Annotated in this window: 12 protein-coding genes; 4 read left to right on the top strand and 8 right to left on the bottom strand. The window is 66.2% G+C overall.

All coding sequences use genetic code 11. The features are described 5' to 3' along the window. Positions 1-144 precede the first annotated feature (144 nt). Positions 145-999, bottom strand: a complete 855-nt coding sequence (locus tag AB0J29_RS07390) for a polysaccharide deacetylase family protein (protein ID WP_364780773.1) — start codon at positions 997-999, stop codon at positions 145-147. Positions 1,000-1,050: 51 nt separating this feature from the next. Here AB0J29_RS07390 and AB0J29_RS07395 point away from each other — a divergent pair, with 51 nt between their 5' ends. Together AB0J29_RS07395 and AB0J29_RS07400 are read left to right on the top strand one after the other, a co-directional pair. Beyond that, the gene (locus tag AB0J29_RS07395) at positions 1,051-1,413 is read left to right on the top strand and encodes a MerR family transcriptional regulator (protein WP_364780776.1); all 363 of its coding nucleotides are present in this window, start codon (positions 1,051-1,053) and stop codon (positions 1,411-1,413) included. Positions 1,414-1,527: 114 nt separating this feature from the next. Continuing rightward, positions 1,528-2,295 (top strand): SDR family NAD(P)-dependent oxidoreductase, encoded by a 768-nt coding sequence (locus AB0J29_RS07400; RefSeq protein ID WP_364780779.1) that lies wholly within the window; start codon positions 1,528-1,530, stop codon positions 2,293-2,295. Here the strand turns inward: AB0J29_RS07400 and AB0J29_RS07405 are convergent, their stop codons facing one another. Beyond that, positions 2,296-2,901 carry a class I SAM-dependent methyltransferase gene (locus tag AB0J29_RS07405; RefSeq protein ID WP_364780782.1) on the bottom strand — a complete coding sequence of 202 codons (606 nt, stop codon included), beginning with the start codon at positions 2,899-2,901 and terminating at the stop codon, positions 2,296-2,298. It abuts the gene before it with no gap. Between the two features lie 335 nt (positions 2,902-3,236). Continuing rightward, the gene (locus AB0J29_RS07410; RefSeq protein WP_364780785.1) at positions 3,237-3,866 is read right to left on the bottom strand and encodes a TetR/AcrR family transcriptional regulator; all 630 of its coding nucleotides are present in this window, start codon (positions 3,864-3,866) and stop codon (positions 3,237-3,239) included. A gap of 89 nt (positions 3,867-3,955) precedes the next feature. Here AB0J29_RS07410 and AB0J29_RS07415 point away from each other — a divergent pair, with 89 nt between their 5' ends. Next, a complete protein-coding gene (locus AB0J29_RS07415; RefSeq protein ID WP_364780788.1) occupies positions 3,956-6,121 on the top strand; it encodes an MMPL family transporter in 2,166 nt (721 codons plus the stop codon). Positions 6,122-6,843: 722 nt separating this feature from the next. Here the strand turns inward: AB0J29_RS07415 and AB0J29_RS07420 are convergent. Beyond that, positions 6,844-7,878, bottom strand: coding sequence for a stage II sporulation protein M (locus tag AB0J29_RS07420; RefSeq protein WP_364780791.1), 1,035 nt, complete (start codon positions 7,876-7,878; stop codon positions 6,844-6,846). A 41-nt stretch (positions 7,879-7,919) separates the two neighbouring features. On the opposite strand from AB0J29_RS07420, the gene AB0J29_RS07425 reads away from it, so the two are divergent. Beyond that, complete coding sequence (locus AB0J29_RS07425; protein WP_364780794.1) at positions 7,920-8,726, top strand: RDD family protein; 807 nt, start codon at positions 7,920-7,922, stop codon at positions 8,724-8,726. A gap of 54 nt (positions 8,727-8,780) precedes the next feature. On the opposite strand, the gene AB0J29_RS07430 is transcribed toward AB0J29_RS07425, so the two are convergent. The 4 genes from AB0J29_RS07430 to AB0J29_RS07445 are packed head-to-tail and all read right to left on the bottom strand — an operon-like array spanning position 8,781 to position 12,984. Beyond that, positions 8,781-10,076 (bottom strand): DUF58 domain-containing protein, encoded by a 1,296-nt coding sequence (locus AB0J29_RS07430; RefSeq protein WP_364780797.1) that lies wholly within the window; start codon positions 10,074-10,076, stop codon positions 8,781-8,783. A 3-nt stretch (positions 10,077-10,079) separates the two neighbouring features. Next, positions 10,080-11,063, bottom strand: a complete 984-nt coding sequence (locus tag AB0J29_RS07435; RefSeq protein ID WP_364780800.1) for a MoxR family ATPase — start codon at positions 11,061-11,063, stop codon at positions 10,080-10,082. Then, on the bottom strand, positions 11,060-12,115 hold the full coding sequence (locus AB0J29_RS07440; RefSeq protein WP_364780803.1) for a DUF4129 domain-containing protein: 1,056 nt from the start codon (positions 12,113-12,115) through the stop codon (positions 11,060-11,062). The genes AB0J29_RS07435 and AB0J29_RS07440 overlap by 4 nt, the downstream gene beginning before the upstream one ends. Then, positions 12,112-12,984 carry a hypothetical protein gene (locus AB0J29_RS07445; protein WP_364780806.1) on the bottom strand — a complete coding sequence of 291 codons (873 nt, stop codon included), beginning with the start codon at positions 12,982-12,984 and terminating at the stop codon, positions 12,112-12,114. Before AB0J29_RS07445 ends, AB0J29_RS07440 begins: the two co-directional genes overlap by 4 nt. Positions 12,985-12,999 lie beyond the last annotated feature (15 nt).

Genomic DNA, 12,999 nt, shown 5'->3' on the forward strand with positions numbered 1-12,999 from the left:
GATCCGTGGCAACTTCGGCTCCGGCAAATCGACCGTTGCCGGCGCGCCATGACGATGCCGACACCGAGCTCGGCCGTGATCTTGTCATCGATTCCCGGATGGCTGACTCGACACGGCATGCGAGCTCCCGTGATCGACATAGCTTCACATGGCGCCGTAATGGTCGGCGATCTCGTCACTGGTGGTGAGCCATATGCCCGGATGGTTCGCCACATAGGCCAACGCCTGCTCCAGATATTTGATGCGGAAGGCCTGGCCGATGACGAAGGGGTGCAGCGCGAGAGCCATGACGCGGCCGCTGTCGGCGGACTCCTCGTAGAGCCGGTCCAGTTGGTCCTTGACGATCTGCACGAAATCCGCACCGCGCAAACCGGTTCCGAGGAACAGGCTGTTGTCGTTGAGTTCGACCGAGTACGGAACGCTCAGCAGTCCTGGCACCGTGAGTCGATACGGCTGATCGTCATTGGTCCAGTCCAGGATGTATCCGAGGCCGAGTTCGGCCAGCAGTTCCGGGGTGTGGAAGGTCTCGGTGAGCGCGGGACCCATCCAGCCGCGCGGACGGCGGCCGGTCGCGCGCTCGATGGTTTCGACGATATCGGTGAGGTAGGCGCGCTCGTCGTCGACAGACATATCGGCCTGGAAGATCGAATTGTTCTTGCCGTGCGCCAACCAGCTCCAGTTCCGCTCCCGCCCGGCGGCGATGATCTGCGGATTATGGTGTGCGACATCGGAGTTGAGCAGGGCGCTGGCGCGGATGCCGAACTTGTCCAGCGCTTGGATGACCCGCCAGATGCCGACTCGGGGGCCGTAATCGCGCCAGCCGTAGTTCAGCGGATCCGGGGTGAGGGCGGCGGTGCCGGGGAAGATGCTGGTCGAGGGCCGGTCTACCTGGTAATGCTCGACATTGAGCCCGACGTAGAACGCGACGCGGGCGCCGTTCGGCCAGTGAATCGGTGCGCGGTCGACGATCGGGCTGTAGTCGAAGAGTGCGTTGTCCATGCCGTCTATGCTCGAACCATCACATACATGTGAAGGTCAAGGTGGAATCCAATGCGAATCGGAGAACTGTCGGAGCGCACCGGCACCTCGCGGCGACTACTGCGCTACTACGAGGAACAGGGCCTCATCGCCGCCGACCGCTGCGCCAACGGCTATCGCAATTACGACGACCGCTTCGTCGACCGAGTCGTGCAGATCCGCGGCCTGCTCGACGCGGGCCTGCCGACCCGCATCATCAAACAGATCCTGCCCTGCCTGGACAAGCCGCGCACCATCTACTTTCCGGACGCGACCCCGGAAATGCTGGCCACCCTGGAACGCGAACGCGACAGCATGTCCGACCGCATCCGCTGCCTGTCCCGTAACCGGGACGCCATCGCCGAATACCTCGAGGCAGTCCGCGCGAACGCATGATCGAATGGCGCCTCGCTCGCCTGCCCGTCCGCACCGGATCCGCGCCACATTTCTGACCAGCGGGTTCTTCGAGAACCTGTTGACTCCCAATGAGAACCTGTTCTAATTTTTGGCATGCGTAGATTTGACGGCCGCCGCGTATTGGTCACCGGAGCAGGATCGGGTATCGGGCAGGGGATTGCCCTGCGGCTGCTCGATGAGGGGGCGACGCTGGTCGCCGCCGATATCGATGCGGACGGTCTGGAGAGCACCGCGGCGAAGGCAGGGGATGCGGCCGAGCGGCTGCGCGCCGTGCAGGTGAATATCGCCGATATCGAGTCGGTGCGCGCTGCGACGGGTGAGGCCGTCGAATTCCTCGGCGGTTTGGATGTGCTGGTGAACGCGGCGGGCATTCTGCGGCCCGCGCGTACCGATGAGATGCCGCTCGAGGTATGGAATCAGGTGATCGGGGTCAATCTCACCGGGACCTTCCTGATGACCCAGAGCGCGCTGCCCGCGCTGTTGGAGACCGGTCACGGTGTTGTGGTGAATCTCTCGTCGACCGCGGCGTTCAGCGCGGCGCCCTATCTGGCGTCGTATGCGGCGTCGAAGGGCGGGGTGAACGCCTTCACGCACGCGATCGCGCTGGAGTATGCCAAGCAAGGGTTGCGCGCGGTGAATATCGTGCCCGCGGGCATCACCAGTGGGATCACCACCAAGTCCATCCTTGATCAGCCGGAGGGATTCGACCCGAAGCTGTTCTCGCGCTTGACCGGCTGGCTCAATGGCGGTGCACTCGGCACTCCGGAGGATATCGCCGGTGTGGTCGCCATGGTTGCCTCCGACGACGGCCGCTATATGACCGGCACCGAGATCCGCGTCGATGGTGGCGCCCTGATGTAGTCAGGCGGGGCGCGCGACGAGTAGGTGATGCGGAATCGGCGGGTTGGGCAGTTGGCGATGGTCGACGACGCAGCCCGCGCCTTCCAACGCGGCAATCACCTCGGCCACCGGCCGCAGCGTGAAACCGTATGCGGTGAACGGCATTTTCGCCATCGCGTCCGGATCGCCGATACCGACGACCAGGCTGCCGCCGGGACGGACGACACGCGCGAGTTCGGCGTAGGCGGCGGCCAGATCCGGCACGAAGTAGACGGTGATCGCGGCATCGAGCGCGGCATCGGTCAGCGGCAGCTCGGTCATCGAGCCCTGCGCGAGTTGCATTCGGCCCGTACCGATTTCCGCGGCGAACTTCGATTTCGCCCTGGCCGACATGTCCGGCGAGATCTCGAAACCATGCACCGTCCCGTTGGTGCCGACCGCTCGAGAAGTATCGAAAGCCCTGCGCCACAGCCAAATCCGATACACGTTCGCACCCTCGGCGACCGCGCTCGCGATGGCGCGCCTATTCCCGCGATTGAGAATGAAGGCGAAGCCCTTGCCCAGCGTTCCGTGTGGTTTGCCGAGCTGACCGGCAATCGTGGACAGCACGCGAGTCCGGATACTCATGCCGCCAAGCTAGCCACCGCCGAATTTGGATCATCCCCGTTTCGAATACTGTTCCGGTCAGCTGGCATCGGATTCGATCGAAGGCAGCTACCGAAAGCTGACCTCTGCTGCGACGTCGACCACAGACGCCTGCGTCTACACCGTGACCGGGTCGGACTCGACATCACGACCCCGCTCGACAGCTAGGCGTTCGCCGTCGTGAATCCCGATATCGGCGCCGTGATTTCGAATCGTCCGCCGGCCGGAATCGTCGTCGACGATCCGCTGCAGATCTCACCGCTGATCACGCATGACCGCAAGATTCGGCAGGGCTCGATCGCCGGAATCCTGCGCCGTCAGCTGAAGTCGGGGGCATTCGGTCCGGTTGCCAAACCCCGCTCGACGACCGCCAGAGCCCGGTGAATCGCCTTATCCCGTGCGGCATCGTCGAGGTCGGCGAGTACACCATCGATGATCAGTGAAGCCATGCCGTGCACGGTCGACCACGCGGCGTACTCGGCATCCGGCCGGTCCGCGGGATCGAGGAAGCCGACGTCGACGAGTTCGTCCAGGACACTGGCCAGCAGGTCGAACGCGGGCGATGGCGCCAAGTCGCCGCAGAAGGCGGTGCGGAACAGGCCGGGTTCGCGCAGCGCGAAGCTGATGTAGCCCCGGCCCACCGCGCCGAGCCGGGTGATCGCATCCGCTTGCGGCAGGCTCGCCATCGCCTCGGCCATCGCGCCGAACAGGGTCTGCTGGGCTTGGCCCTGCGCGGCGTTCAGCAACTCCTCGTGATTGGTGAAGTGCCGATAGGCCGCGGTCGGCGTGACGCCGACATGCCGGGCCGCCGCGCGCACGGTCACCGCCTCCGGCCCACCGCTCTCGGCGAGTTCGGCGGCGGCGCGCACCAGGGCATTGCGCAGGTCGCCGTGGTGGTAGCGGCCGTCGCGAGTGGAGCGCTTCGTTGCTGCTTCCGAATGTGTCATCACTTCGATGTTGACACCCACACACATGGTATGGCAAGTTAACACCCACAAAGTTTACGCATGACAACATGCCCGATCGGAGGTTCCATATGTTCGAAAGACTCGGCAGCTTCGTTGTCCACCGCGCCCGCTGGATCCTGGTCGTCGGCGTGCTCGCCCTCATTGCGGGCGGTGTCGTCGGCGCGACCGCCTTCAGCAAGATGCAGCCGGGTGGCCAGCAGGATCCCAATGCCCAATCCAGTGTCGCGGTATCCCGATTGGCCGATAAGTTCGGCGCCGATACCGACTACGTCTTCCTGATCGAGGCGAAACAGGGGACGGTCGACAGCGCCGCGGTCGCCACCATCGGTCGCGATCTGGCCCGCCGGCTCGCGGCCGACCAGCGCCTGACCGATATCGTCTCGTATTGGGATACCGGATCCCCGGCCATGCGCTCCGGAGACGGGACCGCGGCCGTCGTCCTGGCAGGCAATGTCGACAAGGACGTCACCGATAAGGAGAAGTCCGCCGCCTCGATTGTCGAGACCTACCGCACCGACGGGCCGGTCGCTCAGATCAAGGTGGGCGGCGGCACCGCGATCTTCCACTCGATCATCAAACAGATCGGCAAGGATCTCGGTCTCGCGGAAGCCGTTGCGGTACCGCTGATTCTGGCGCTGCTGGTGCTGGCCTTCGGCAATGTGGTCGCTGCGCTGCTCACCCTGGTGGTGGGTGGGATCGCCATCCTCGGCACCTTCACCGAACTCTCGATCCTCGGTTCCGTGACCGATGTGTCGATCTACGCGGTGAATCTGACCACCGGACTCGGACTCGGGCTCGCGGTGGATTACGGACTGCTGATGGTGAGTCGTTTCCGTGAACGCCGCGCGGCCGGAGCCGAACCCGGCGATGCGGTGATCGCGGCCGTATCGACGGCCGGGCGCACCATCGCATTCAGTGCGGCCACCGTTGTAGCGGCCCTGTCCGCGCTGGTCGTCTTCCCCCAATACTTCCTGCGGTCCTTCGCCTACAGCGGCATCGGCGTCGTCGCCATCGCCGCCGTCGCCGCGGTGGTGGTATTGCCCGCGCTGCTCGCGGTGCTCGGCGTGCGGACCGATGCGTGGCGGGTGCCAGGTGTGCGCGGGATCCGTGGTGACGCAACGCCGTTCTGGGCCGGCGTGGCCGGATTCGCGATGCGTCGGCCGCTGCTTGCGGGTGTCCCGGTGGTGGCGGTGCTGCTGCTCGCCGCCGCACCGCTATTGCATGTGCAGTTCGGCACGCCCGACGATCGGGTGCTGCCGATGAGCACCGAGGTGCGTCAGGTTGGTACGGCGATGCGCGACGATTTCGGCGGCGGCGATGTCAACGCACTGTCGGTGATCACCGAAACCGGCGTTGCCGCAGCGCCGCTCGCGGATTACGCGCGCACGCTTTCCCAGGTCGAGTACGTCACCCAGGTCGAATCGAGTGCGGGCACCTTCGTCCACGGCGAGTTGGCGGCGAGCACACCCGCCGATGCCCGGTTCGCCCGACCGGATGCGCAGCGCCTGACCGTACTCACCGATCTGGACCGCGATTCGTCCGCGGCCCGCGATCTGGTCGATCGAGTGCGTGCGGTACCCGGTCCGGCAGGGGCCCATGCGCTGGTCGGTGGACAGATGGCCGAATTGCGCGACAGCCTCGCATCGATCGGTGCGAAACTCCCGATCGCCATCGGGTGGATCCTGGTCACGACCTTCGTACTGCTGTTCCTGTTCACCGGCAGTATCGTGCAGCCGCTGCGCGCACTGCTGTCGAATGTGTTGAGTCTGGCCGCCACGCTCGGGCTGATGGTGTTCATCTTCCAGCAGGGGCATCTGTCCGGACTGATCGGATTCACCCCTGCGCCGCTGGATGTTTCGATGTTGCTGCTGCTGTTCTGCATCACCTTCGGACTATCGATGGACTACGAGGTCTTCGTGGTCAGTCGGATCAAGGAACTGCACGATCGCGGTGCGTCCACGAAGGAAGCCGTTATCGAGGGGCTGGCCCGCACCGGGCGCTTGGTGACCACCGCGGCGGCACTGATTTCGATCAGTTTCCTGGCCTTCACCAGCAGTGATGTCCGGTTCATCCAGTTCTTCGGACTCGGCGCGGGCCTGGCGATTCTGATCGACGCGACGCTGGTGCGCGGCGTGCTGGTGCCGGTGGCGATGCGACTGCTCGGGCGGGTCGCCTGGTACGCCCCGACACCGTTGCGGTTGGCGCACCGGCGGTTCGGTCTGGCCGAAGCCTGAGACGTCCGATATGCGGCCCGGTACTACCGGTACGGGGCCGCTTTCGGCTGTCGCAGTGTCGTTTTCGTCCGATTCGGCGCGATCGAGCCGGGAAGGTGGCGGAAATCACAGCGCGCATGATGGTTGCGGTTGTGGTGCTGACGGCGATGCGATCCGGTACACCAGCGACCACATTGCCGCAACTGGTTAATCATGATCTTGACCGGATGTAAGTCCACCACGAAGCGTTACGGCTAGGTGTCTATCACGTTTATAACGCTGTAAACCAACCTGAAGTTTCTTTTGCCGCATCCAACTATCAGCAACACCCATGGGCGAGCGATGAATGCCCAGGTCCAAGCGGCATTATTGAACCATTGGGGGCTCTATGTTGGCAATGCAGCTAATCGCTCCAAGAATGTTTGTCGCCGACCCATGGTTTTCCGATTGTGATCGGGGATTGCATGCCGAAGGTCGGTTCCGGGGTCTGGTCTTACCTGCCCGAATCACATGCCAAAGGTTTGCTGGACGATTGAAAAATGATGTGCCCAGAGGGGTTTGCTGGGGCGCTGCCTTATACGCCCGACCCTGGCGGGGAGGGTTGCGTCGGGGTAACGATTGTGTAGAGTTGACGGTAACGCTGGCCGCAGCTGAGCTGGACTCGCTGCGGCCAGCGGAACTCAATCAGGGGGCTTCGGAACACGTTCGTAACGTAGCGTTGCTACCGATTGCCCGGCCCCCTTTCACCTACCGTGTGCTCGGCGTTGTCTGCCAGCGCTGTTCGAGATCCTCTGGGCGCCACCGAATCCCAATGCAGCCGCGGTGCGGGCGTCCTGTTCGAGTGCGGCCCGGCGACCCACCACGAAGACGTAGCCGAGAAACAATGCCTCCGCGACGAATCCGATGCCGACCTTCACCGGCACCGGCAGCGAACTCGGTGTGACGAAGCCCTCGAGCAGCCCGCAGACGAGCAGCACCGCGACCAGACCGAGCGCGACCGTTGCGGCGGCCCGGCCCTCGCGTGCCACCGCATCCAACCGACTCGACCGTCCTGGATCGATCAGCGTCCAGCCCAGCTTCAGTCCCACCCCGCCCGCCACGAAGACCGCGGTCAGCTCGAGCGTACCGTGCGGCAGGATGAATCCGAAGAACGCGTCGAGCCGACCGGCATCGGCCATCAACCCGCCGGTCACCGCCGTATTCAGCGCATTTCCGAACAGCAGGTACACCGCAGGCAGGATCAGCACCCCGGTGAACAGCACCATCGCGGTCACCCAGGCGTTATTGGTCCATACCTGCGCGGCGAACGCGTCGTGCGGATGTTCGGAGTAGTAGGTCTCGAATTTGCCGCCGGGTGCGGTGAGCCAGTCGTTGCGATCGGAGATGCCGAACAGCTCGCGCGCCGAACCGGATCCGGCGATCCAGACGGCCAGACCGGTGGAGACGATGATGAAGACCGCCGCCACCGCGACCCACCACGGCCACGCCCGATACAGCGTCGCGGGGAAGCGGTGCGTGAAGAACCGGCCGACCTGGCGCCACGCATCGCTCCGGGTGCCGAGCACCCGGCCGCGGGCCTTGGCGAGCAGGGCGCTGAGTCCGGCGATGAGTTCCGGATCCGGACTGTGTGATTGCAGCCGCGCCAACTGTTGTGAGGTGCGCCGGTACAGCGCGACCAGTTCGTCGGCCTCCGCGCCGCTGAGCTTGCGCCGTCCGGCCAGATAGGCCAGTCGCTCCCATGCCCCCCGCTGTGCATAGCTGTACGCATCCACGTCCATTGGTTGCCTCCCATACCGCCGGTCGGAAGAATGCTATCGACATGGCTGAATTCACCACCGGCGAAGCGGTCGCACTCGAGCTGGCCATCGCGCGGATTCCGACCAGGGCCACCGCGTTCCTCCTGGACGTGCTGGTGCAATTCATGCTGGGCAGCATGCTGATGCTCGGACTCGGCGTGGTGCTGCGCTACTCCGGCGCGGACGCCGCGTGGTACAGCGCGGCGGCGGTCACCACGATCGTCGGGACGCTCGTCGGCTATCCGGTGGTCTGCGAAACCCTGATGCGCGGACGAACCGTCGGCAAGCTCGCGCTCGGACTGCGGGTGGTGCGCGGCGACGGCGGGCCGATCGATTTCCGCCATGCCCTGACCCGCGGTCTGGCGGGTGCGGTCGTCGACTTCTGGATGTTGGGCGCATTCGGTGCGGTCGGGGTGATCACCTCGATGTGCTCGCCGAATGCGCGCCGGGTCGGCGATGTGCTCGCGGGCACCGTTGTTGTGCACGGTCAGCGCCGCGTGCCCTTCCCACTGCTGGCCGTCGCGCCGCCCTGGCTGGTCGCCTGGTCCGGACAGTTGGACCTGTCCGGCATCACCGAGGATCTCGCACTCGCGGTGCGCCAGTACCTGTCTCGCATCAATACCCTGAGCCCCGCCGCCCAGGCGAGCCTCGGCCACACCCTGCTCATCGCCGTATGCGACCGCCTGCAGATCCCGGTACCCGCCGGCTACCCACCGGTCCAGATCCTCGGCGCGGTCATTGCCGAACGCCAACGCCGCACCCTCGCCCCGATCCTCACTCCGATGGTCACGGCGGGCTCGCGCCCGACGCCGATCGCCCGCGCGAGCTGAATCTCGGTCCGTGCCAGGGCCAAGACATCATGCCCGCCGACCGGGAACACGAACTCACATGGTGCCGGACTGTTTGAGCTCGAGGTATTCGTCGGCCAGCGCCTCGGGGAGGCGGTCCGGGGATGCCGCGACGACGGCAATGCCCATGCGACGCAGGGATTCCTGGACCAGGGCGCGTTCGGCGATCAAGGATTCGGCGGCGGCTGCCGGATAGAGGTCGGCGAGGGTGTCGCGTTTGGTGGCGGCGGCGGCGATATCGGGATCGGTGACCGAGACGATCAGGACGCGGTGGCGTTGGGCCAGCGTCGGCAGGACCGGTAGCAGGTTCTCTTCGACGGCTGCCCCATCCAGACTGGTGAACCAGACCACCAGGCTGCGCCGGCGGGCGCGTTGGATGGCGGCGCGCACCAGTCCCGCACTGTCGGTATCGACCAGTGCGGGAGTGACGCCCGCCATGGCGTGCATGAGTTTCAGTTGCAGGCGGCGGCCACCGACCCCGCGAACCTCGGTGCGGACCTTGCGGTCGTAGGCGAGCAGATCCACCGAATCGCCTGCTGCGGCTGCCAATCCGCCGAGCAGAAGGGCGGCCTCGATACTCGCGTCCAGACGGGTGCCCGTGCCGACGCGGCCCGCGCTGATGCGGCCGGTATCGAGCATCATCAACACGTGCCGGTTGCGTTCCGGACGCCAGGTGCGCACCAGCACATCGGTGGCGCGGGCGGTGGCGCGCCAGTCGATGGCCCGCACATCGTCACCGGCGACATATTCCCGGAATGAATCGAATTCGGTGCCTTGACCGCGCATATTCGCGACATTGCGGCCCTCGAGATGTTGCAGCCGTTTGACTTTCGAGCGCAGCAGCCGTTCGCTGCGGAATTCGGGCAGTGCGCGGACGCGCGCGGGCACGCTGTGGCGACTCTGCCATCCGGCCATACCGAGTATGCCGAACAAGCGCACCGTCACCGGACCGGCGACCCGATCCCCGCGATACGTCGGGGTCAATGTGGTGTGCATACGGATCCGGGTGTTGGACGGCAGATCCAGTCGGTGTGTGCGGGTTTCGGCGCGGGCACTGCCGGGCCAGTCGTCCCACAGCCGCCCACGCACCGTCCTGGTTCCGTTGTTCACCACGCCGAGTTCGACCTCGGCGCTGCGGCCGAGCCGGATCACGGTCAACGAATCCCTGGTCAGGGCCAGGTCGCGCGCTCGCGCCACCGTGCCGAGATCGAAAAGCACGAGGGCGGCGAGCACACTCGTCATGAGGACGACACCGAGCCACGACGGCATGACAAAAGCGACGAACAGCGCGAGCGCCGCCGCCGTCAGGGCAAGCCGACCGGAAACGACCACGAGCTATACCGGAACCGGAACCGAAAGCAGCAGTGACGACATGACTCCCTCGGTCGTCACACCGTCCAACTCCGCCTCGGGCCGCAGCTGCAGCCGATGCCGAAGTACCGCGACCGCAACCGTTTTCACATCGTCCGGGGTCACGAACCCGCGCCCGTTCAGCCAGGCGAAGGCGCGCGAGGCCGCCATCAGGGCGGTCGCGCCGCGGGTGGACGCACCGTGTTGCACCGCGGGGGAGTTGCGCGTGGCCCGGCAGATATCCACCGTGTAGGCGAGCACCTCCGGACTGATGGTGACCTGGGCGATCGCCGCCCGCCCCGCGGCGATATGCGCCGGACCCGCGACCGGACGCAGACCGGCCGCGGTCAGATCGCGCGGATCGAAACCGCCGGCATGCCGCTGCAGAATGCGGAATTCGTCATCGCGGCCGGGCAATTGGATATCGACCTTGAAGAGGAATCGGTCCAACTGCGCCTCCGGCAGCGGATAGGTGCCCTCCTGCTCGATCGGATTCTGGGTAGCGACCACGACGAACGGATCCGGCAGCGGCCGCGGCTTGCCGTCCACGGAAACCTGCCGCTCCTCCATCGATTCCAATAGCGCCGATTGGGTTTTCGGGGGCGTGCGGTTGATCTCGTCGGCGAGCAGCAGATTGGTGAAGACCGGGCCGTGCCGGAAGGTGAATTCGGTGGTATGCGGATCGTAGATCTGCGAACCGGTCACATCGCCGGGCATCAGGTCCGGGGTGAACTGGACCCTGGCGTGCTCGAGGTCGAGGGCGGTCGCGAGCGCGCGGACGAGCAGCGTCTTCGCCACGCCGGGAACGCCTTCCAGCAGTACATGGCCGCGGCAGAGCAGGGCCAGCACCAGGTACATGATCGCGTTGTCGTTGCCGATCACCGCCTTGCCGATCTCGGCACGCAGTGCGGTGAATGCGGCGCCCGCCTGCTCGGCGGTGGGGGTGTGGTTGGTGTCCGTGCTGGTCATCCGACCTCCGCCTCTATCCATTCGAGTTGTGTGGCAACGAGTTGCAGGGTGCTCGCATCGGGCACCGGTCCGTACAGTGCGGCGCCGATCAGGGCCGGATCGGCCCTGGTTCGCGCGGCGATGGTCGCGACAACCCGGTCCGGCGTGACATCGGTGCCGAAGCCGAGCATCGGTCGAATACGCCGCAGGGTGGCGGCGCGCAGCCGGGTCGCGACATGTTCGTGGTCCTTCGACCGCCGATAGAGCGCCGCCTGCCCGTCGAGCAGTTCGTTCGCGGCCACCTCGACCGGTCGCGGTTCACCGACCAGCGCACCGCGCCGACGCGCCCGCCACCACACCAGCACCGCCGCGGCGATGAGGAATTGCAGGCCGCCGAAGGCAACCGGTGCGGGCAGCCTGCCGAAGATGGAGTCCTCGCCGGCGCCGAAGCCGGAGCCGTCGCCGTTGCTATTCGGATGGCGCTCGGGTGGTTTGGTCGGCGGAATATCCGGTGGCATCGGCTTATCCGGCGCGGGCGCTGCGCACGAGTTCAGCACCGCGTACAGCAGTACTACCAGCGCGATAGCGGCGAGCAGCCCAGCCCAGAATTTCGGGTTGCGCAGCAGGTCGGGCAGCGGCGGAAGTTGTCTGCGAGCCTTGGTTTTCTCGGTGATCGTCGCTTCGACCGGTTCCGGTGCCGGCGGTGGGGCGCTGCGCGAGTAGCGGTCGGCATATTCGAGGCGGCGGTATTCATCCTCGGTGGCGCGGCGGCCGCCATAGACGACCTCGTCGAAACTGTGTGCGGCCGGGAGTAATTCGCTCGCATCCTCGAGCGGCAGCGTGGTGGTCGCGTCGTCGGCGGTTTCCCGCGCGGTCCGCGAGCGGCGGACCTCCAGCATGCCGCGCTGTTCCAGGCCGCGCAGTACCGCGCGGAACCGCTCGCGTAGCGCGGTATCGAAATCCCGGTGCAGTGCGGCGCTTTCGGCGGCATCACGGTGCGCGTCCGCGGGGCCGAGTCGGGGCGGTGGCGGGGCCGCGGGCTCGTTCGATGTTGGTTTGCCGAGGTCTGTCATCGTTTATCCGTCCCAGGGACCCGGATATCGAGTCCCTCGCGACGGCAGCGGCGATCCACATACGAGACCACCCGTGTCGCCGACTCGACCACCTCACCGAAGGCGATGATCAACAGCGCGGACGCGGACAGCAGGACGATGACCTGCCAGCGATGGGTGCCGGTGAAATCCGACAGGTACCACGGAATGCCGAGCAGCGGCACGGCAACGAGGACGACCAGCACGCGGCACGCGAACCACAATCCGGCTATCGACGACTGCGCGCCCTCGACGAGCAGTTTCGAGCGCGCGACCGCACCGGCGTGTGTGGTCCGTTCGACGAAGATCACCGGCACCGCGACGAACCGCCCGGCCCGCAGATAGCCGAGCCAGATCAGTGCGAACGGATACGTGATGATCAGCGGGCTGCCTACGACCAGCACACCGATGCCGACCAGCGTGAACAGCACATGGAACGCCAACAGCGGTCCCGCGACGGCGCCCACCCGGCCCAACGCCGTGCGCCAGCCGATCGGCGATCCGGCGACCGTCGCGAGTCCGAGCGCGACCGTCATTCCGCGCAGCAGGTACCGCAGCAGCCAGGCTGCCACCGCCGTCGCGAGGATGACCGCCCATGCGGTGCCCGCGTCGGAGCCGTCGGTCAGAGCGGAGATTCCGCCGGTGACCGCGACGACCAGCAGTTCAGCGAGAACGAGTCCGAGCGTGGTCGTGCCAACCAGCGCGACGACATTCGCCTGGATCAGCGCGAACGGCTCGTCGAGCAGTTCGCGGAAGCTCAGTGGGCGGATCGGCACCGTCGTTCCAGGGGAGGTTGGCACCGGTTCGTTCCCCACCCCGACGGCACCGGCCGGCTCGGCGGCTGATGACACGCGGCCGAGTCTAGC

The sequence above is a fragment of the Nocardia sp. NPDC049707 genome, from assembly GCF_040674855.1.
GTDB lineage: Bacteria > Actinomycetota > Actinomycetes > Mycobacteriales > Mycobacteriaceae > Nocardia.